The sequence below is a fragment of the Nocardiopsis protaetiae genome (assembly GCF_045446735.1).
In the GTDB taxonomy this organism is placed as follows: Bacteria; Actinomycetota; Actinomycetes; order Streptosporangiales; family Streptosporangiaceae; genus Nocardiopsis; species Nocardiopsis protaetiae.
In genome coordinates this window covers 1-20,329 of the sequence record NZ_JBJJBV010000156.1, presented here as the reverse complement: position 1 = coordinate 20,329, position 20,329 = coordinate 1, and the positions used below count along the sequence as shown (strand labels likewise).

The 20,329-nt window shown below is 73.0% G+C and carries 18 protein-coding genes; 10 read left to right on the top strand and 8 right to left on the bottom strand.

The window, feature by feature from the left end; all coding sequences use genetic code 11:
* Nucleotides 1–139: 139 nt before the first annotated feature.
* From ACJOT3_RS22090 to ACJOT3_RS22080, 3 genes are read right to left on the bottom strand one after another with little or no spacing between them, the layout of a single operon-like run.
* Nucleotides 140–742: a sugar O-acetyltransferase gene (locus ACJOT3_RS22090; protein WP_406974988.1), complete on the bottom strand. Its 603-nt coding sequence runs from the start codon at nt 740–742 to the stop codon at nt 140–142.
* 43 nt (nt 743–785) lie between these two features.
* Nucleotides 786–2,105, bottom strand: coding sequence for a hypothetical protein (locus tag ACJOT3_RS22085; RefSeq protein ID WP_406974987.1), 1,320 nt, complete (start codon nt 2,103–2,105; stop codon nt 786–788).
* 52 nt (nt 2,106–2,157) lie between these two features.
* Nucleotides 2,158–2,736 (bottom strand): TetR/AcrR family transcriptional regulator, encoded by a 579-nt coding sequence (locus ACJOT3_RS22080; protein WP_406974986.1) that lies wholly within the window; start codon nt 2,734–2,736, stop codon nt 2,158–2,160.
* A 103-nt stretch (nt 2,737–2,839) separates the two neighbouring features.
* Between ACJOT3_RS22080 and ACJOT3_RS22075 the strand changes: the two genes are divergently transcribed.
* Nucleotides 2,840–3,346, top strand: a complete 507-nt coding sequence (locus ACJOT3_RS22075) for a DUF389 domain-containing protein (RefSeq protein ID WP_406974985.1) — start codon at nt 2,840–2,842, stop codon at nt 3,344–3,346.
* Between the two features lie 128 nt (nt 3,347–3,474).
* Here the strand turns inward: ACJOT3_RS22075 and ACJOT3_RS22070 are convergent, their stop codons facing one another.
* Entirely contained in the window at nt 3,475–5,373 is a 1,899-nt protein-coding gene (locus ACJOT3_RS22070; protein ID WP_406974984.1) for an alkyl/aryl-sulfatase, read from the bottom strand.
* 272 nt (nt 5,374–5,645) lie between these two features.
* On the opposite strand from ACJOT3_RS22070, the gene ACJOT3_RS22065 reads away from it, so the two are divergent.
* The gene (locus ACJOT3_RS22065; protein ID WP_406974983.1) at nt 5,646–7,376 is read left to right on the top strand and encodes a SulP family inorganic anion transporter; all 1,731 of its coding nucleotides are present in this window, start codon (nt 5,646–5,648) and stop codon (nt 7,374–7,376) included.
* On the top strand, nt 7,373–8,728 hold the full coding sequence (locus ACJOT3_RS22060; protein WP_406974982.1) for a SulP family inorganic anion transporter: 1,356 nt from the start codon (nt 7,373–7,375) through the stop codon (nt 8,726–8,728). Before ACJOT3_RS22065 ends, ACJOT3_RS22060 begins: the two co-directional genes overlap by 4 nt.
* 79 nt (nt 8,729–8,807) lie before the next feature.
* Here ACJOT3_RS22060 and ACJOT3_RS22055 read toward each other — a convergent pair whose 3' ends face one another.
* Nucleotides 8,808–9,167, bottom strand: a complete 360-nt coding sequence (locus ACJOT3_RS22055; protein ID WP_406974981.1) for a hypothetical protein — start codon at nt 9,165–9,167, stop codon at nt 8,808–8,810.
* 234 nt (nt 9,168–9,401) lie between these two features.
* Between ACJOT3_RS22055 and ACJOT3_RS22050 the strand changes: the two genes are divergently transcribed.
* The 3 genes from ACJOT3_RS22050 (at nt 9,402) to ACJOT3_RS22040 (ending at nt 12,854) form a co-directional block, all read left to right on the top strand.
* Complete coding sequence (locus ACJOT3_RS22050; RefSeq protein WP_406974980.1) at nt 9,402–10,259, top strand: helix-turn-helix domain-containing protein; 858 nt, start codon at nt 9,402–9,404, stop codon at nt 10,257–10,259.
* The gene (locus ACJOT3_RS22045; protein ID WP_406974979.1) at nt 10,256–10,465 is read left to right on the top strand and encodes a DUF397 domain-containing protein; all 210 of its coding nucleotides are present in this window, start codon (nt 10,256–10,258) and stop codon (nt 10,463–10,465) included. Before ACJOT3_RS22050 ends, ACJOT3_RS22045 begins: the two co-directional genes overlap by 4 nt.
* A 1,399-nt stretch (nt 10,466–11,864) precedes the next feature.
* Entirely contained in the window at nt 11,865–12,854 is a 990-nt protein-coding gene (locus ACJOT3_RS22040; RefSeq protein ID WP_406974978.1) for a beta-galactosidase, read from the top strand.
* 138 nt (nt 12,855–12,992) lie between these two features.
* On the opposite strand, the gene ACJOT3_RS22035 is transcribed toward ACJOT3_RS22040, so the two are convergent.
* The 3 genes from ACJOT3_RS22035 to ACJOT3_RS22025 are packed head-to-tail and all read right to left on the bottom strand — an operon-like array spanning nt 12,993 to nt 16,270.
* Nucleotides 12,993–14,087: a FecCD family ABC transporter permease gene (locus ACJOT3_RS22035; protein ID WP_406974977.1), complete on the bottom strand. Its 1,095-nt coding sequence runs from the start codon at nt 14,085–14,087 to the stop codon at nt 12,993–12,995.
* The gene (locus ACJOT3_RS22030) at nt 14,084–15,157 is read right to left on the bottom strand and encodes a FecCD family ABC transporter permease (protein ID WP_406974976.1); all 1,074 of its coding nucleotides are present in this window, start codon (nt 15,155–15,157) and stop codon (nt 14,084–14,086) included. Before ACJOT3_RS22030 ends, ACJOT3_RS22035 begins: the two co-directional genes overlap by 4 nt.
* Before the next feature lie 57 nt (nt 15,158–15,214).
* Entirely contained in the window at nt 15,215–16,270 is a 1,056-nt protein-coding gene (locus tag ACJOT3_RS22025; protein ID WP_406974975.1) for an ABC transporter substrate-binding protein, read from the bottom strand.
* A gap of 191 nt (nt 16,271–16,461) precedes the next feature.
* Between ACJOT3_RS22025 and ACJOT3_RS22020 the strand changes: the two genes are divergently transcribed.
* From ACJOT3_RS22020 to ACJOT3_RS22005, 4 genes are all read left to right on the top strand, one after another.
* A complete protein-coding gene (locus ACJOT3_RS22020) occupies nt 16,462–17,232 on the top strand; it encodes an AraC family transcriptional regulator (protein ID WP_406974974.1) in 771 nt (256 codons plus the stop codon).
* A gap of 149 nt (nt 17,233–17,381) precedes the next feature.
* The gene (locus ACJOT3_RS22015) at nt 17,382–17,576 is read left to right on the top strand and encodes a hypothetical protein (RefSeq protein ID WP_406974973.1); all 195 of its coding nucleotides are present in this window, start codon (nt 17,382–17,384) and stop codon (nt 17,574–17,576) included.
* Between the two features lie 199 nt (nt 17,577–17,775).
* Entirely contained in the window at nt 17,776–18,705 is a 930-nt protein-coding gene (locus ACJOT3_RS22010; RefSeq protein WP_406974972.1) for an acetoacetate decarboxylase family protein, read from the top strand.
* On the top strand, nt 18,702–20,329 hold a 1,628-nt coding region (locus tag ACJOT3_RS22005), incomplete at its 3' end, for a succinic semialdehyde dehydrogenase (protein WP_406974971.1). The genes ACJOT3_RS22010 and ACJOT3_RS22005, both read left to right, overlap by 4 nt.

The window sequence follows — 20,329 nt, the reverse complement described above, 5'->3', positions numbered from 1 at the left end:
GGTGGCGTTGGCGTGGGTAGTGTGGGGCATCGAGGGCCTTCCGGTCCGGTGGTAGATGTCGCAATCCACACCGATACCGGAGGCCCTCTTCGTGTGTGTCAGGCGGGGTGGGTGTTACCAACCTCCGTGGTCAGTACACCTAGGCGTGCGCCGTCCGGGTCTTCAGGTCGGCGTCGGTGACGGGGCGGACCACCGTGCACGGAACACCCACCGCGACCACCATGGCGGGGACGTCCCGGCTGACCACGCTGCCCGCGCCGATCACCGACCCGTGACCGATGCGGACCCCGGGCAGGACCACGGCGTTGGCGCCGATCCAGACGCGGTCCTCGATCACGATCGGCTCCGAGAAGCGGGCGAAGTCCACCCGCCGCTCGGGGTGCACGGGGTGGCCGGTGGTCGCGAGCGTGACGTTCGGCGCGATCATGACGCCGTCGCCGATGCGGATCTCCACGTCGTCGACGAACGAGATGTTCGCGTTGCCGAAGAAGTCGTCACCGATGTGGACGTTGCTCCCGAACGCCGCGTGGAAGGGCGGGTTCAGTACGGTGCGCTCGCCGACCGACCCGAAGATCCCGCGCAGCAGCGCCCGCCGCCGGGCGTCCTCCCCGGGCGGCGTCCGGTTGTACTCGAAGACGAGGTCGGTCCGCCGGCGGGGTGCCAGGAAGGCGGCCTCGGACTCGGAGTAGACCAGGCCGCCGCGGATCCTCTCCAGGGCCTCCCGCTCGTCGTGGTCCGCCACGCCGCCCCTTCCGACCGGGTCCATGAACTTAACGAGCGTATACCTAAGGCTTTCCCACGGACAGGCCCTCTGGGTGACCGCCCTGCGGCGGGTCGACCAGGACCACCAGGCTGCTCGGGCGGCCGTTGCCGCCCGTTCCCGCCGGTGCGGCGGGGCGGTCGGCGGGGGCCAGGGCGACGTTCTCCGGGTAGAGGCGGCCGAGCAGGGCCAGGACGGCGAGGTCCTCCAGGCCGGTGGCGTCCAGGGTGGTGTCGCCCGCCTGCGTCCACACCAGGCCGGGCGCGCGCAGCGCCGCCCAGACGTCCGCGGTGCGGGACGCCCCGGAGGACGCGGCACCGGTGCCGTCCGGCCGGTGGGCGAAGCGGTGGCCGCGCAGGGCCTGGCCGAGGTCGACGCGCGCGGTGGCGCCGTCGGCGGTGACCTCGATCGCGGCCGTACGGACCCCGTCGGCGACCGGTCCGGGAACGACACGGGCGGTGAGCGGCCCCGGAGCGGCGGCGGGCGGCAGGTCCTCGACGAGGGTGCGGGGCGCGGCGTAGTAGTCCCGTGTCCGCACGACGTAGGTGACGGTCCGGCCCGCTTCCGGGGCGGGGCGCCAGGTCAGCAGGTAGCGGGGGGCGGTGGTGAGCGGCCGGTCCAGGACGGCGGGCAGGACGGCGCCGCCGTTCGCCTCGAAGCCGTAGCCCTCGGGTCCGGAGTCGCCGGTGAGCACCCGGCGGGCGAAGTCCGTGATGCCCGCGTGCCGCATCCGGCGGACCATGAGCTCGGTGAGGAAGGCGTCGCGGGCCGGCTCGGTGTGCCGCAGCCCGGTCGGGGTGACCGGGAGCGGGACGTCCCGCCAGTCGGCGAAGGGCAGCAGGGCGTCGCGCAGCAGCACGATCTGGTGCAGCCACTCGTTGTAGAGCTGCATCGTGACGGGCCCGCCGCGGCGGCCCATGAGCAGGTCGGTCGCCTCGTGGGTGAGCAGGTGGCCGTAGCAGTGGCTGCGGACGACCAGCGGCCCCGCGGGCAGCGGGATCCGGTCGGCGAGCAGCCGGTCCAGGGCCTCGTCGGCCCAGGCGGCGAGCTCGCGGCCGATCCGCTCGGCCTGCTCCCCCAGTTCGCGGGCGGCCGGGGCGCTGTCGGGGCCCACGGCCAGCGGCAGCGAGGTCTCCCGGGTGCCGAGGGCGAGGGTCGCGCGGATCTGGGCCTGGAGCACCTCGCGGTCGGCGCCGGTGATGTCGTTGTCGTCGATGACGCCCTGGAGGAGCGGTTCGGCGGCGGTGAAGAACTCGCGGGCCGTCAGGGCGGTGCCGGTCTCGGGGAAGGTGTTCCAGCGGGCGCCGCCGAGGGCGGACGGGCTCGGGGTGGATGCGGTGGGCATGGGTTCTCCGCCTTTTCTGGATCGCACGTTACATTTTTCGGGCACGGAAAACTCAGTCGAGGGCGCCCAGGGCGACCTCCACGAGGGGTTCGAGGGCACGGGGGTCCGGGGTGACCTTCGCGGAGACCAGCAGCCCGCCGAGGAAGGTGCTGAAGTAGGCCGCGAGGGTGTCGGGGTCGTGCCGCGGCGCGATCTCGCCCCGCTCCGCGGCGGCCCGCAGCACCTCGGCGAGCGCCTCCCGGCCGGCGTCCTGCACGTCCCGCACCATGCGCCGGACCCCGGCGTCCTGCGGCAGCCGCTCGCAGGCGGCGTTGACCATCAGGCAGCCCCGCCCGCCGCGTTCGGCGGCGATGCGGATCCGCTCCGTCAGCATCGCGCGAACGGCCGAGCGGACGTCCGCCCCCTCCTCCAGGTCGCGCAGGGCACCCGCGGCCAGGGTGGTGCGGTAGTGCTCCAGCGCCGCCCGGTACAGGCCGTCCTTGTCGCCGAACGCCGCGTACAGCGACCCCTGCCCGATCCCCAGGTGCCGGGTCAGGTCGCGCACCGAGGTCGCCTCGTAGCCCCGCTCCCAGAACAGGTCCATCGCGCGGCCGACCGCCGCCTCGGTGTCGAACTCCCGGGTCCTCGCCATGGCCTCACCGTAACGTAACTGGATCGCTCGTTCAAGAAAGCGTCGGCCACAGCCCGCGCCGCGCCTCCGCTACGGTCCGTGACCGCGTCGCGATACTCGACCCATGCTCAGCGGAATCCTCGAACGCGTCCTGCCCGCCTCCCGGCTGCGGTCCCCGGACGACCTGGTGCAGGACCTCGACCTGTCGACGGGGGACAGCCGCGCCAAGAGGTCGGCGTTCTGGACGATGCTGACCCTGTCGGCGCTCATCGCCGCGGGCGGGGTGCTGACCGACTCCACGGCCACGGTGATCGGCGCGATGATCATCGCCCCGCTGTCCACCCCGATCATGGGGATCGCCCTGGGCATCGTGCGCCAGCGCCGCACCGGCTCGGTCCGCACCGTCGTCCTGGGCTGCCTGCTGGTGATCGGCATCGGCGTGGTGTTCTCCGCCGTCGTCCCCGGCGGCTACGACCTGATGCGCAACGGCCAGGTCGCCGGGCGGACCTCCCCCGGCCTGCTGGACCTGGTCGCCGCCCTGGCGACCGGCGCGGCCGGGGCGGTGGGCCTGTGCCGCCGGTCGGCGACCTCCTGGCCGACCTGCGCGGCCGGGTCCCCGACCGGCTCGTGATCGTGGTGGAGACCACGCGCGGCGAACTCGTCGAGGCCGGTCCGGTCGGCGGGTGACCGCAGCCCCCGCGACGCGGCGGCCGGGAGCGCGGCGCGTTCCCGGCCGTCGGCCGTCCCGGTCCTGTGGGGTCAGGGCGTGACGATCGCGAAGTCGGGCTCGGCCTCGTCCAGGACCGCCGTCAGCCGCCGGATCACCCCGGTGTCCCCCTCGTGCTCCACCCCGTCCAGGTCCCCCGTGGTCAAAAGCCCCAGCAGCTGCTTCTTGGACAGGGTCAGGGTCAGGTCGGCGCCGCCGCCCTTGGGGTCGGAGTAGTGGATGAGCGCCCCGTTGGAGAGCAGCGCCCGGTGGTGCTCGCCGCTGTCGGTCATGTGCAGGTCCAGGGTCAGCGCCTCCTTCCAGGCGCGCGGACCGTCGACGCGGATGGCCACCGAGTCGAGCATCTGGGTGACGCTGAGCGCCGAGGCCATGCTCTCGGCCAGGGCGACGGCCGTGGGCGGCACCCCGTCCCGCAGCTCCTTGGCGCCGACCAGGAAGAAGTTGCGCCAGGTGGCGCACTCGGCGCCGTGCCCGAGCCGGGTCAGCACCTGCGCCAGCAGCTCCTTGGCGTCGGCGTGGTCGGGGTCGGCGAAGACCGCGTGCGAGGCGAGCTCGGCGGCGAAGCGCAGGTCGCCCTCGTCCGCGAAGGAGCGGGCCCGGTCCACCAGCGCGTCGACCCCGCCCATCGCCTTGGCGTACCGCTCGCCCTGGGCCTTGGGCGGGTGCTGCCACAGGTGGGCGGGGTTGCCGTCGAACCAGCCCATGTACCGCTGGTAGACCGCCTTGATGTTGTGCGAGATCGACCCGTAGTAGCCGCGGGTGCTCCAGGCCTGCTCCAGGCCGGGAGGGACCGGCAGCTCCTCGGCGATCTCGATGCCCGTCGACCCCTTGTTCATCATCCGCAGCGTCTGGTCGTGCAGGTAGGCGTAGATGTCGCGCTGTTCGGCCAGGAACCCGCGGATGTCCTCGGTGCCCCAGATCGGCCAGTGGTGGGAGGCGAAGACCACGTCGGAGTCGTCGCAGAACAGCTCGATGGTCTCGTTGAGGTAGCGCGACCACATGCGGGCGTCGCGGACCTGGGCGCCGCGCAGGGTGAGCAGGTTGTGCAGGGTGTGACAGGCGTTCTCGGCGGTGCACAGGGCGCGGCGTTCGGGGAGGTGGAAGTTCATCTCCGCCGGGGCCTCGGTGCCCGGGGTCATCTGGAAGACGAACCGCACCCCGTCCAGGGTCTCCTCCTGGCCGGTGCGGGTGATCTCCATGGTCGGCGGGATCAGCCCCAACCCGCCCTCGGAGGTGGCGATGCCCAGGCCGACCCCCACCCGCCCCTCGGGGCCCGGATCGAGGTCGAAGGCGGCGAAGAACATGCCGCGCCGCATCATCGCGGTGCCCGCGTAGACGTTCTCCGAGACCGCGTGCTCCATGAAGTGCTCCGGCGCCACGATCGGCACCTTGCCCGAGGTCACGTCGGCCTCGTCCACGACCCCGAACACGCCGCCGAAGTGGTCCATGTGGGGGTGGGTGTAGATGACGGCGGTGACGGGCCGGTCGCCGCGGTGCTCGCGGTACAGGGCCAGGCCCGCGGCCGCGACCTCCTCCGTGACCAGCGGGTCGACCACGACCACCCCGGTGTCGCCCTCGATCAGGGTCATGTTGGACAGGTCCATGCCGCGGATCTGGTAGACGCCCTCGACGACCTCGAACAGGCCGCTGATCGCGGTCAACCGGCCCTGCCGCCACAGGTGCGGGTGGACGGTCGGCGGCGCGGTCTCGGCGCCGTCGAGGAGGAAGGAGAAGGCGCGCAGGTCCCAGACGGTCTTGCCGTCGGCGTCGGTGACGTGCTGCGGGGCGGGCGCGATGAGGCCCCGCCGGGCGTTCTCGAAATCGGTGGTGTCGTCCAGCGACGGCCCCGCCGTGTCCGCGCGGCCGCCCTCCGCCCTGGTCTGCCGCGGAACGCCCGTGGTCCTGCTCCCGGCCTCGGTACCGTGCGCCATGTTCCCCTCCCGGGGTGTGCTTGTTCGATCCGGACGAACACCGGACGATCCTGGGGGTTCCGGACCGGACCTACCCGGTGCACACCCGCACTAGGACCAACACGCGGTCAACGTCCCCTTTGCCGCCACCGGCCGCTCCCCCGCCGCGGTACCGCCGTTTCTTTGCCTTCTTTGCCGCACCCGTGCCGACACCGGACCCGCCCGGCGCGGTGCGCGCGCGGGCGCGGTGATGGTCTGGGCGGGAGGGGTCGGGTCGAAGGCGGGGGGCGGTCATGGCCGAGAATCCGGAGAAGGCGCACCCGTGGTGGGTCCCGCCGAGGCTGGGCGGGCCGCTGCGGCGGTGGGTCCGGGGCGACGTGATCGCCGGGCTGACCGTGTGGGCGGTGCTGGTCCCGGAGTCCATCGCCTACGCCACCATCGCCGGGGTCACGCCGATCGTCGGCCTGTACGCCGCGCCCGCGGCCCTGATCCTGTACGCGCTCATCGGCTCCTCCCGCCAGCTGGTGGTGGGCCCGATGTCCTCCACCGCGCTGCTGTCGGCGGCGGTGGTCGGCTCCCTGGCCTCGGGCGCCGACGAGGTGGTCGCCTACACCGCCGGGCTGGCCCTGGTGGCCGGGACGGTCGCGCTGGTCGCCGGGCTGCTGCGGCTGGGGTTCGTGGCCTCGTTCATCTCCGAGCCGGTGCTCAAGGGGTTCGTGGTGGGCCTGGCGCTGACCATCATCGTCGGGCAGCTGCCCAAGCTCACCGGGAGCCCCGGCGGCGACGGGGAGTTCCTCGGCAAGCTGTGGGGGTTTCTCGCCGGGCTCGGGCAGACCCACGCGCTGACCCTCGCTGTGGGCCTGACCGCGCTGGCCCTGCTGCTGGGGTTCAAGCGCTTCCTGCCGCTGCTGCCCGCCTCCCTGGTGGTCGTGGTGCTGGCCATCGCCGCCACCTGGGCGTTCGGCCTGGACCGGCACGGCCTGGACATCGTCGGGGCGCTGCCCGGCGGGCTGCCGCCACTGGGCCTGCCGGACCTGGACGCGTCCGGGTACGCGTCCCTGGTCGCGGGCGGTGCGGCCATCGCCCTGGTCGGCTTCGCCGAGGGGCTGGGCGCGGCCCGCACCTACGCCGCCAAGTCCGGGGACCGGATCGACACCGACCGCGAACTCCTGGGCCTGGGCGGCGCCAACCTGGCCTCGGGCCTGTGCTCGGGCATGGTGGTCAACGGCAGCCTGTCCAAGACCGCCGTCAACGGGGCGGCCGGGGCCCGCTCCCAGGTGTCCGGGCTGACCGCCGCCCTGCTCACCGTCCTCACCCTGCTGTTCCTCACCGGGCTCTTCGAGAAGCTGCCCGAGGCGGTGCTGGCCGCCGTGGTCATCGCCGCCGTCATCGACCTGGTCGACCTCCCCGCCCTGCGGGACCTGTACCGGCTCACCACCCCGGCCCTGAAGAGCGTGTACGGCGCCGCGGCCCGCGCCGACTTCCTGGGCGCCCTGGCCGCCCTGCTCGGCGTCCTGCTGCTGGGCACCCTCCAGGGCCTGCTCGTGGGCATCGCGGTGTCGTTGCTGCTGCTCCTGCGCCGCTCCTCGCGCCCGCACGTCGCCGAGCTGGGCCGGGTGGGCGGCGCGGCGAACCGCCCCCGCTGGGTGGACCGGGAGCGGGAGGCGGAGGCGCGCACCGAACCCGGGGTGAGGGTGCTGCGGGTCGAGGGCGGGCTGTACTTCGCCAACACCGAGTACGTGCACGACCGGGTCGTGGACGCGGCCGGCGCCGACGGGGTGCGCGGGGTGGTGCTGGACCTGCGGGCGGTCCCGTTCGTGGACGCCACGGCGGCCCGCATGCTGGGGCGGCTGGCCGACGACGCGGCGGCGCGGGGCGCCGACCTGGCCGTGGCCCGCGACCTGGGCCAGGTACGGGACCTGGTCCACCTGCCCGGACGCCTGCACCCGTCGGTGGAGGAGGCGGTGGCCGCGGTGCGGGAGGGCCCGCGGCCCGAGAACACGGGCGGGGGCGCCCGCCCGTGAACCTCCCGAAGATCCGCTGGAACCGCGTCGCCCGGGGGCTGGTCGCCCCCGGCCTGCGGCCGCTCCGCGGCGCGCCGCCGTCCCGGATCCTCAAGGACGTGTTCGTCGGGGTGTCGGTGGCCTGCGTGGCCGTCCCGGCCGGGCTGGCCATGGGCGAACTCGCCGGGCTGCCCCCGGTGGCCGGGGTGTACGCCACCCTGCTGCCCCTGGCCGCCTACGCCCTGTTCGGCTCCTCCCGGCACCTGGTCGTGGGGCCCGAGGGGGTCCTGGCGGCCCTGACCCTGGGGATCGTCGCCCCGCTGGCGGGCGGGGACACGGGCCGCTACGTGGCGCTGGCCGCCGCGCTGGTCCTGATGGTGGGGTCGATCCACCTGCTCGCGTCCCTGCTCCGGCTGGGGTTCATGGCGGACTTCCTGTCCCGGCCGGTGCTGCTGGGGTTCGTCAACGGCACGGCGATCTCCCGCGGCTACGCGCGCACCTTCGGCTACCCGGTCGGCGCCGACCGGGAGCTGGCGGGGCTGGGCGCCGCCAACCTCGCCGCCGGGTTCACCCAGGCGTTCCCCGTCGGCTCCAGCGGATCGCGCACCGCGCTGAACGCGTCCCTGGGCGGCGCCACCCGGCTGGTGGGCGTGGTCGCGGCCGTCGTGGTGGGGCTGGTCGCCGCCGTCGCCATGCCGCTGGTGGCGCCCCTGCCCAAGGCCGCGCTCGCCGTGGTCATCCTGCTGGCCTGCCTGAGCCTGGTCGACGTGCGCGGTTTCGGGGAGCTGGCCCGGGTCTCCCCGGTGGAGACGGCGCTGGCCATGGTTTCGCTGTTCGCGGTGCTGCTGCTGGGGGTGCTGAACGGGGTGGGGGTGGCGGTGCTGCTGTCGATCGGGGTGTTCGTGTACCGGGCGGTGCGACCGCACGACGCCGTCCTGGGCACCTCCGAGGACATCGACGGCTACCGGGACATCACCACCGGCGAGCGGGACACGCACGAGGGGCTCATCGTCTACCGGTTCGACGCGCCGCTGTTCTTCCCCAACGCGCCCTACTTCGCCGCGCGCGTCCACGGCCTGGTGGAGCAGGCGCGCGCCCGGGGCGAGGAGGTCAGGTGGTTCATGGTGAACATGGAGGCCGTCACCCACCTGGACTCGACCGCGGTGGACACGCTCCGCGACCTGCGCGCCGAACTGGCGGAGGAGGGGGTCGAGCTGAGCCTGGCCCGGGCCAAGGCGCCCGTGCGGGAGACGCTGCGGCGCACCGGGCTGGCCGGGGACATCGGTGAGGAGCGCCTGTTCTGGTCGGTGCGCTCGGGCGTGCGCGCCCTCGGCCTGCGCCCGCCCCGGTCCGAGGACCCGGAGGCGCCGTGAACGCCGGAGCCCCGCGGCGGTCGCCGCGGGGCCCTTGCCGTTGGGGGCCGGGCAAAAGATTCTCCTCAGGTGGACGGCGTCAGTCGTCGGTGCCGTTGGAGGCGAGAAGCCGCGCGAGCACGGCGGCCATCGTGAGGGCCTTGGTCCCGGGGTCGAGTTCGTCGCCGCCGCTGATACTCCACTCGGCGCTGCGGTCCTCGCGGATGTCGACCTCCAGAGTCATGTTGCGGTCGGTTCCGTACGCCTCCAGGTGGCAGGGGTCGGAGGGGTCGAGGTCCACGGTGAGCCCGCAGGCCCGGAGGAGTTCGGCGACGGTGGTGACGTAGCGGTCGAGCTGGTCGTCGCTGAGCAGCTCGGGGACCTCGTTGTCCACAGAGGTGTCGACGTTGTCCCAACCGTGCGGAACAATCGGGGCAGGGAGTGCGTGGACTTCGGTCATCGGGGTTCCCCTCTCCTGTAAGGCACCGCCTGGGGCGCTACAGAGGGCCAACTCGTAGTGAGCGTCCCAGGCGGTGGTCTTGTCGTCCGGCCGCAGCGGCGATCACACCACGGTTTCCCGGTTCCCAGTGAGGTCTAGCTCACCTTCTGTTAGGGTGACATACAACGAGCACGCGGACAAGCACGAACGCGAATTCGCGAAAAAAGTTCTCTAGCAGGGAAGTTAGGAGCGGACATGCCGACAGATCGGAGCGTCACCCTCCGAGCACAGTGGCTTGGCCAGATTCTGCGAGAGATGCGCGAACGCAAAGGGCTCACTCTCCGAGAGGTGGCCGAGTACCTCCAGCGCAACCTGGCCACCATCGGCCGCTGCGAACAGGGCATCTACCCGATTCGCCGTGTGGACGCAGCCGCGATGATGGACCTCTACGGGATCAACGACAAGAAGCAGCGCGAAGCCATCCTGGAGCTCGCCGGGGAGGTCTGGAAGACCGGCTGGTGGGACCAGTACTCACGGGATGAGGTCTGGAGTTCCACGATTGATCGGGCCTGGTTGGAGAACCGTTCCGACTCGATGCGCGCCTTCGCGACGATCACCGTCCCCGGCCTGCTGCAGACCGAGGAATACGCCCGGTCGTTGATGCTCGTCGCGGACCGTAACCGCACCAAGCGTGAAATCGAGCGGTGGGTGGCCCTGCGGATGGAGCGCCAGCGGGTTTTCGAGCGGTCTGAGCCCATGCACATGTCTGCCGTCATCGACGAAGCGGCCTTGCGGCGGTTGATCGGCGGACAGCAGGTGATGCTCGATCAGGTAGGCCACCTGTTGCGGTGCGCCTCGCAGGACAACTTCGACATCCGAGTCCTGCCGTTCGCTCTAGGAGCCCACACGAGTCCTGGCGGCCCTTTCACGCTGCTCAAGATGTCCGACCCCTTCCCTACAGTCGCACATGTCGAGAGTCCCGCCGGGTCCATCTACCTGGAATCCGAGTCCGTCGACCAACTGATCGACACCTACGATTGGCTGCACGATCACAGCCTCAGCGGCGAGGACACGATCGCCTTCCTCGTCGCCCTGGAGAAGGAACTTCGATGAACGAGAACAAGGTGACCGCCGCTCTCAAGGTCGCCTGGCACATCAGCAGCTACAGCGCCGAGACGAGTGGTCAGTGCGTCGAGGCCGGGGCGTTCACCGACGGCACCGACGCCTACGCCGTACGCGACTCCAAACACCCCGCCCACGGACACCTCACCTTCACCCGCGACGAGTGGGCGGCGTTCGTGGCCGGTGTGACCGACTGACCGGCCCTCCCAACGGCAGAAGCCCCGCGGCGATCGCCGCGGGGCTCCGGCATTCGCGGCCGGGTGGGCCGCTCACCTCATGTGCATGGCGAACCCGGTGACCTCCAGGTCCAGCAGGCCGGTCAGCACCTCCCACGCCTGCGGGTCGCCGGTCCGTAGGGGTGACGTCGTAGGAGACCTCCGGCCCCGACCCCTGGGGGTTTCGGGAGGAGGAACCGCGACCCCTGGCCACAGGGGTTGCCCCCGCCCGGGGCCCTCAGCCCCAGCCCGGCCACATCCCTGGCCACCCCCGCCCCAGGGGGTGACGGCCGCACGAGGCCTCCCGCCCCCACCCCAGGGGGTTTCGGTAGAGCGGGACGCGACCCCGACCCCAGAGGGTTTGGGGAGGAGGAACCGGAACCTCCGCCGCAGGGGGTGAAACAGCAAGAGCAGGTTTCCAGGTGGCCAGCCATCTGCGGAGGGCGGTGTGCGGAGACCGCTCTCGGTCGCGTTGGTCTCCACGGGTCACCCCTTGGGAACGTACAGACCCGGGCTGGGCGCGGAGCCGTCCCCACGGTACGACGCCCGGCAGACCACAAAGGCGTACGCGTTTCCCGCACGTCCCGGGCGGTGGGGGTGCTCTAGGGGACGGGTCGGGGCACAGCGACCCCCTCAACCACACAGGTCCACGGATAGAACGGATCTGTCTGGAAACCCGCAGTGCTGTGAACCTCGCTTGAAAGCCCAACCATCTGGTGTAGTAGCCCCGGCCCCGATCTCCCTCCCCGACCACAGGGGGTGACGGCCGCGGTTGCCTGCGGCGCCCGGACACAGGGAGTGAAACCCCGGCCGGCACCGCCCTCCCGCCAGTGCCTGGGGCGAACCCCCGCCCACGCTGCCGGCGGCACAGGTCGCGGTTCCCTTCCGCTCGGGGGCCGGGGCTGCGGGTATCCGCGGCCGCCACCCCCTGCGGCGAGGCCGCGGCCCTTCCTCCGGGTTGTGGCCAGGGCCGCGGACAACCGCGCCCGTCACCCTCTGTGGCGGGGGTTGTGGTTCTTCCTCCCGACACCCCCTCGGGCCGGGGAAGGAAAGGGAAGCGGAGGTTACTACGCCAGATGGCTTGGGCTTTCAAGCGAGGTCTGTGCAACCGCGGGTTCACAGTCGGAGCGTTCTTTCCCTGGACCTGTGTGGCTGAGCGTGCCGCCGGCCCCCGACCCGTCCCCTGGAACCAACCCCCACCACCCGGGACGCCCATTCAACGCGTACACCCGCCGGTCTGCCGGGCCTCGTACCGTGGGGACGGCTCCGCGCCCAGCCCGGGTCTGTACGTTCCCAAACGGTGACCCGTGGAGACCAACACGACCGAGAACGGCCCCCTACACCGCCCTCCGCACATGGCGGGCCACTTGGAAACCTGCTCTTGCTGTCTCACCCCCAGCACACCGGGCCGAGTCCCGCTCTACCGACACCCCCTGCGGCCGGGGCCGACAGCCGGGTGTTCCGGGACGTGGTCGAACTCGGCCGGGTCCTGCGGGAGGACCTCGCCGAGGTCGCCGGGACCGGCCGGCTGCCCGCCCGCGCCGCCCTGCTCGTGGACTGGGACTCGCGCTGGGCGGTACTGCGCGACTCCCTGCCCAGTTCGCTGCTGGACGTGCACGACGAGGCCCTGGGCTGGTACAGGGCCTTTTTGGAAGCGGGCGTGCGCGTGGACGTGCTGCCCACCGACGCCGATCGGGAGGGGTACGGGCTGGTCGTCGCGCCGCTGCTGCACGTGCTGCCCGGGGCGACCGCGCGCCGCCTGACCGGGTACGCCGAGGGCGGCGGGCACCTGGTCGCCACCTACTTCTCCGGGATCGTCGACGAGAACGACCACGTCCACCTGGGCGGGTACCCGGGGCCGCTGCGCGACCTGCTGGGCCTGCGGATCGAGGAGTTCGCGCCGCTGCGCGAGGGCGAGCGGGTGGCCCTGGACGACGGTTCCAGCGGGACCCTGTGGTCGGACCGGATCACCGTCACCGCGCCGGAGACCGAGGTGTGGGCCCGCTACGCCGACGGCCCCCTGGCCGGGGGCGCGGCGCTGACCCACCGTCCCCTGCCGGGCGGCGGCAGCGCCGCCTACGTCTCCACGCGCCTGGACGGTGAGCACCGCACCGCCCTGCTGGGGCGGCTGCTGGCCGGGGCCGGGATCGGCTCCGAGCTGCCCGAGGACCTGCGCGGCCGGGTCGAGCTGGCCGTGCGCGCGGGCGCCGAGTACCACTTCCTGGCCAACCGCACCGGCGAACCCGTCAAGCTCCACCACCTGCCGGGCACCCCGCTGTCCGGAACCACCGAGGAAGGAGAGGACGCACGGGTCCTCGCGCCGCGCGGCGTCTCCGTGTGGCGCGTCCCGCCACGGGACCCCGCGGGCTGAGAAGGCCCCGGCACCTGGCCACGCCGACGCCAGGTGCCGGGCAGTGGCCCGGAGAGGCCGCCGCCCTTTACGACCGCGAGCGCCGCGGACTGCGGCCCGGGGAGGCCGCCGCCTTCTACGAGCGCGGGCGCCGACGGCTCACCGGGGGCCCGGGTACCGTCTCCGGGTCTCCCCGACCAGCAGCCGGATCAGGTACAGCCCGCCCAGGCACACGGTGATCAGCCCGACCGGGACCGGCCGGTGGACCTGGGCGATCACCAGCGAGAGCAGGTGGGCGGCGGCCAGCAGCACCGCCCCCATCGCCGCTGCCGGGAGCAGGCCCGTGCCGGGGGTGCGGGTCAGTCGGCGGGCCAGCTGAGGCGCGACCAGGGCGACGAACCCGATGGGGCCGGCCGCGGCGGTCACCAGGGCGCTGGTGGCCACACCCGTCACCACCAGCCCCAGGCGCACCGGGCCGGGCCGGGTCCCCTGCGCCACGGCCGTGTCGTCGCCCAGTTCCAGGCGCCGCAGCGCGGGGGCCAGCAGCACCGCCGCGATGGCCAGGGAGGGCAGCAGGCCCTCCCAGGTCACCCGGGCGACCGAGCCGGCGCCCCAGAACCCCACGGCCATCGCGTCGTCGAGCTCGGCGCGGGTGATCAGGTAGGCGTTGACCGATCCCAGCATCGCGGAGACCGCGATGCCGACGATGATCAGCCGGAACCCCTGGACGCCCCGCCGGTAGGCGAGCACGTAGACGGCGAACGCCGCCGCCAGCCCGCCCGCGACGGCCGCCGTGGCGATCGACCAGTAACCCCGGGAGCCGACCACCAGGATGGTGAGGACGACGGCGGTGTAGGCGCCGGCGTCGAACCCGATCACGTCCGGGGATCCGAGCGGGTTGCGGGTCAGGGACTGGAAGATCGCCCCGCCCAGCCCCAGCAGCGCACCGAACACGACGACCGCGACGGCCACCGGCAGCCGCCACTCGACCACGATGACGCGGTGGAAGGGCTCCCCGCCGCCGGTGAGGGCGGCGGCGACCTCCCACACCCCCAGGGGGTGGTCGCCGATCCCGATCGCCGCCACCGCGATGGCGACCGCCACGGCCAGCAGAGCCGCCGCGACGGCCACCGGCTTGAGGGCCACCCGGACCGAGAACCCCCGGACGCGCAGCGTGCGGGTGGCGTAGCCGAAGTCCACCCGCGGCGCCCCCGGCGTTCTCGTGCCCGCCCCCGTCCCCGTCGTGCCGATCACAGTCCGCTCGCCTTCCTGCGCCGCACCAGCGCGATCAGCACCGGGGCCCCGATCACGGCGGTGACGATGCCGACCTCGACCTCGCCCGGGCGGGCGACCACCCGGCCCAGCACGTCGGCCGCCAAAACCAGGACCGCCGCGGCCGGGGCCGACCCGGCGATGATCCACCGCTGGTCCGGCCCGGTGAACCACCGCACGACGTGCGGCACCATGAGCCCGGCGAAGGCGATCCCGCCGGTCAGCGCGGTCGCCCCGCCCGCCAGCAGGGTCACCGCGACGATCCCGAGCACGCGGGCCCGTGCCGCGTTCACGCCCAGCGAGGCGGCCAGGTCGTCGCCCAGGGCGATCGAGTTGAGCGCCCCCGAGAGCGAGACGGCGATGACCATGCCGATGAGCAGGAACGGCAGGACGGCGAGGGTGTCGTCCAGGCCGGTGCGCGCGATCGACCCCAGTCCCCAGGTGCGCACCGAGCGGAAGGTGTTCTCGTCGATCAGGGTGAGGAAGGTGGCGAACCCCGTGAGCACCGCGCCCAGGGCGACCCCTGCGAGCACCAGGGTCACCGGTGCGGCCCCGCCGCGGCCGGCCGAGCCGATCAGGTACACCAGCACGGTGGCGGCGGCCGCGCCCAGGAACGCGAACCAGATGTGGCCGGTGATCCCCGACAGGCCGAAGAACCCGGCCCCGAGGGTGACCGCGAACCCCGCCCCCGCGTTGACGCCGAGGATGCCCGGGTCGGCCAGCGGGTTGCGGGTGAGCGCCTGGATCAGCGCGCCGGCCACACCGAACGCCGCGCCGACCACCATCCCCACGAGGGTGCGCGGGACGCGCAGCGTCCACACGATGATCGACTCCTGGGAGGTGTCGGGCCGCCACAGCCCCCGCCACACCTGGTCGAACGTCAGCGGGTTGGCCCCGAACGCCAGGCTGCCCAGCCCGGCCAGCGCCAGCGCGGCCAGGAGCAGCAGCAGGCCCAGGGCGCGGCGGCGGTGGGGCGGCGGGGGCCGGTCGGCGGGGTCCTCGTACCCCGGGCGCCGGTCGGCGGCGCCCGTCATCGCCGGGGGTCGTGGCACGGGGTCGGTCCTTACTTCTTCTTGCTCGTCACTTCTTCTCGCCCGTCGGGCCGCGGGTCAGGAGAGGTCGGCCCCGGCCGCCCACCCGGCGATCACGTCGACCGCCCAGGGCAGGCTGAGCGCGCTGGCGCCGCGGCGCAGCACCCAGGTGGCGTTGGCGCCGGACTCCCCCTCGGCGGCGACGACCGGGACGTACCGGCCCTCGGCGACGGGCTCCAGGGTCTGGAAGAGGGCCATCTCCTCGTGCGCGGCGCGGCCGGCCTCGTCGTCGTAGAACACGATGAGCACGTCGGCGTCGAGCAGGGCCAGCCGCTCGTCGGAGACGCCGGGCTCGTCGACGAAGTTCTCCGCGAGGGGGTTCGGCTCGAACCCCAGCCGCCCGACGACCTGCTCGGCGGTGCCGCCGGTCACGGTGTAGTAGTCCATGCCGGTCGTGGTGTAGTCGTAGGCGATGGTGACGGTCCGGCCCTCGAATCGCGGGTGCTCCGCGGCCGTGGCCGCGATGGCCTCCTCTGCCTCGACGATCGCGGCGTCGGCCGCGGCGCCCAGGTCGAGCACCTCGCCGATGCGCCGCTGGGTGTCGCGCCAGTCGATCTGGTCGCCCGCGACCTGCTCCTCGTTCTCCAGGACGGGGGCGATGTCGCTCAGGCGCTCGAAGTCGCCCTCTTCGAAGATGAAGTTGGTCGCGATGATCAGGTCGGGGTCGCCGGCGGCGATGCCCTCGAAGTTGATCGGGTCGCGGCGCGTGGCGGTGTCGACGTGCTCGATCGCGGACACCCACTCCGGGTCCCGCCACTCCCACGCCTCGTCGCTCAGGGTGTAGACGGGGGTGACGCCGATCGCCTCCAGCGCATCCGCGTTGGGCGAGAAGCCGATGACCGCGATCCGCTCCGGTCGCTCCTCCAGGACGGTCTCCCCGGCCCACGTCGTCAGCGTCAGCGGGTACTCCGTCGTGCCCTCGGCGGGCGGGAGCAGGTCGCCGGCGGCCGCGGCGGCCTCCGATCCGGTCTCCGGGCCGTCCTCCGATCCGCAGCCGGTGATCGCGACCAGGGCCGCCAGGGCGATGGCGGGCAGGGCCCGCGGCCTGCGGTGGCCGGGCAGGGTGGTGCTCATGGATGTCCTCTCCTGGGGTGGGGTGGGGGACGCGCGAAGGCCGCGCCCGAGTGCGGGCGCGGCCGAGCGGTTTCCCCTGCCACAGATGTTAGGTAAACCTACCCTTCTCCAGGGTGCAGTTTCCGACAAGGTGGATGCAGTTTGCGGCAGAACGTTCGCGCGAGAGCCGTCCACCGGCCAGGGTGGGAGCCATGCCGAAACCACGGGTACCGGAGCCCGATCCGGAAGCGGGCTCGCTCTGGCGCGTCCACCTGCCCCCAGTCTCGCTGGACGGGCTCCTGGAGGACGACAGCCATGTCCTGCTCTGGCAGGCGCGCGGCGACTCCGACTTCACGGTCGACGGCGAGCCCCGCTCCCTGGGGGTCGGGCACGCGCTCTGGATCCCGGCGGGCACGCCGCACTCCTTCACCGTGCACGTGAACTCGGTGCTGCTGCCGATGTTCTTCGATGTCGCGGTGACGGCCACCACGCTGCAGGAACCCACCGTCATCACGGTCGACCGCGACCTGCGCACGCTCTTCCTCGGGTTCATCCAGGCGAGCTACAGCCGCATCCAGCCGAACGTGAACATAGCACGGCAGATCCTCGCACTGATCGAGGAGCTGCCGGTGGTGGTCGCGGCCCTGCCCCTGCCGACCACCGAGTCGGCCCTGATCGTCGCCGAGTCCCTGCGGTTCAACCCGGGCGACGACCGCGGCGTGGACGAGCTCGCCGAGTCCGCGCACGCCTCCGCGCGCACGATCGAGCGGGCGTTCCTCGCCGAGACGGGGATGACCCTGCGCCGGTGGCGGATTCGGAACCGTATGGAGGCGGCGGGGATCCTGCTGCGTTCGCGCACGACGCTCGACGCGGTGGCGCGCCGGGTGGGCTACACCAACACGAGCGCCTTCCGGCGTGTGTTCAAGGGGCACTTCGGGATGACGCCGAGCGAGTACGTCGCCCGCTTCCGCACGGACCGGTGACCGCGGTGCGCGTGCGGGGCACCGCCGGCGGGGCTTTCCCGCGGATCCCGGAGGCGGTGGGGGCCGCGGATTCGCGGGGGATAGATTCTCCTCGACCGCACTCTTGCGGAGTGCGTCCGTGATCCCGACGACCAGTGAGGCGGAGCGCCATGGAAAAGCCGAGTGGGAAAGACTCGTTCTCCTTGCTGTACCGGACAGGATTCCGCGTCAACTACGCGCTCCTGCACGTCATGGGCCCGGCGGCGCTGACCCCCGAGGCCGACCCGCGGCACCGCGCGAAGAAGGAGTACGACCGCCGGCGCGAACTCCACCGGGCGTGGAAGGCGCAGCGGCGGTCCGCGTGACGCGGCCGCGCATGACGCCGCGTTCGCCGGTGCCGGTCGGCACAGGCTGACGCCCCCTTCTCCACCTGCCGCGAGGCCCCCGTCCCGATTCCGGGACGGGGGCCTCGTCGTGTGTGACCACGCTCATTGTTGACACTGCATACATGGCCCGCGTACTCTCATGTGAGCACCGCACACATTAGACGAGGGAGATACCCCGATGCCACCGACCCAGCAGGACACGGTCGAAGTCGACCTCGGCGGCCGCAAGATCGCCGTTCCCGAGGGCGGCCTGTACGACCGCTACCGCATGGACACCGATCTCGACGAGGTCGCCCGCGATCCCCGGGTGAGCGGCGTCGACTTCTTCCGCCGGCTGCCCAAGACCAGGGTCGAGTCCCGGATCGGCCCGACCATGACGCCGAACTTCTACTACAGCGCCTCGACCGCCCGGGGCACCATGCTCGCCAAGACCCGCGCGATCCGCTCCCGCCTGCCCCGAGAGCTGGACCCGCTGGAGGTCGCGCCCGGTCTCGGGCTGGTCTCGGTCATGTTCTTCCGCTACGACGTGTGCGACATCGACTTCTACACCGAGGCCGCCGTCGGGATCGCGGTCCGGCCCGCGCGGCACGGACGGCTCGGATTCGTCGACCTCGTCTCCGCCCTGAAGAACGACCACCTCCACTCGTACGTGCTGTCCCTGCCGGTCAACACCGACATCGCCCAGGTCCGCGGCCACGACGGCTACGGGTTCCCCAAGTGGGTCACCGGCCTCGACGTCGACATCGACACCCGGCGGACCACCGCGCGCGTGGCCAACGACTCCGGGGGCGAGGACCTGACGCTGTCGGCGCCCACACCCGCCCAGTCCCTGTACCGGTCCGGGGAGAACGTCTCGACGCTCACCTCGTACACGGCCATCGACGGCGACTGGCACTCGACCATGAACCAGACCAACGTGCTCGCGACCGGGAGCACCGGCTCCCCGCGGGGCCTCTCCCTCAAGACCGGGGGCGGCCGCATGACCGACGACCTGCGCTCGCTGGACCCGATCCGGACCGTCCGGCTCGACGTCACCACCGAGGCGCAGATGGCCCTGCACATGCCCGTCCCGGTCTCCATTCCGAGCCGCACGAGGAGCGGACGATGACCACCGAAACCACCGCACCGACCACCCCTGCCGCACCCGCGGCACCCGCCGCCCCGGCCGTCCCGGCGATCCCGGCCGCTCCGGCGGCCGACGGCCCGATCGCCGGCGGCCCGGGCCTGCCGCCCACGCTGACCCCGGCCCTGCTCCGGCGGCTGACCGCGCACGTCGCGGCCGCCCCGGACGCCGCCCGGGTCACCACCACCGCCCCCTACACCGGGGGCCCGCTGGCCGACCTGCCGGTCTCCACTCCCGCGGACGTCGAGGCGGCGCTCGCGCGGGCGCGGACCGCCCAGGAGGCCTGGGCCGCCACCCCGCCGCGCGAGCGCAGGCGGATCATACTGCGCTACCACGACCTGGTCATCGAACGCCGGGACGAGGCGATGGACCTGATGCAGGCCGAGAACGGCAAGACCCGCCGCGACGCGTTCCTGGAGGTCACCGACATCGCGCTGACCGCCCGGTACTACGCGCGCAGCGCCGCCGGGCTGCTCTCGCCCAAGCGCCGCCGCGGTGCGATCCCGCTGCTCACCCGCACCACGGAGCTGCGCCACCCCAAGGGGGTCGTCGCCGTCATCTCGCCGTGGAACTACCCGCTGAGCATGGCCGCGGGGGACGCCATCCCGGCACTGATGGCGGGCAACGCCGTCGTCCAGAAGCCCGACACCCAGACCGCGGTCACCGCGCTGTGGGCCCTGGACCTGATGCGCGAGGCGGGGCTGCCGGCCGGCGTGTGGCAGATGGTGGTCGGCCGCGGGAGCTCCATCGGCGGGGCGCTCATGGACAACGCCGACTACGTGATGTTCACCGGGTCCACCGCGAGCGGGCGCCGGATCGCCGCCGCAGCCGGTGAGCGCCTGATCGGCGCCTCCCTGGAGCTGGGCGGCAAGAACGCCATGGTCGTGCTGGACGACGCCGACGTCGAGCGCGCGGTGGAGGGCGCGATCGCCGCGGCGTTCCCGTCGGCGGGGCAGCTGTGCGTGTCCATCGAGCGCATGTACGTGGCCGACGCGGTCTACGACGAGTTCGTCGCCGCGTTCGCCGCCCGGACCGGGGAGCTGCGGATCGGCGCCGGGTACGACTACGGCTACGACGTGGGCAGCCTGACCAACCCGTCCCAGCTGGAGACGGTCACCGCGCACGTGGCGGACGCCGTCGCCAAGGGCGCGACCGTCCTGGCGGGCGGCCAAGCCCGGCCGGACCTGGGGCCGCTGTTCCACGAGCCGACCATCCTCACCGACGTCACCCCGGACATGACGCTGTACGACCACGAGACCTTCGGGCCGGTCGTGTCGGTCTACCGGTACCGCGACGTGGACGAGGCGGTCGCCCGGGCCAACGCCACCGCGTACGGGCTCAACGCCAGCGTGTGGAGCCGCAGCGGCGCCCGGGGCCGGGCGGTGGCCGCCCGGCTGCACGCCGGGACGGTCAACGTCAACGAGGCCTTCGCCGCCGCCTGGGGCAGCATCGACGCGCCGATGGGCGGCATGGGCGACTCGGGGCTGGGCCGCCGACACGGGGCGGACGGCATCCTCAAGTACACCGAGCCGCAGACGGTCGCGCACCAGCGCCTGCTGGGGTTCACCCCGCCCGCCGGGGTGTCGTACCGGACCTGGGCGCAGGGCCT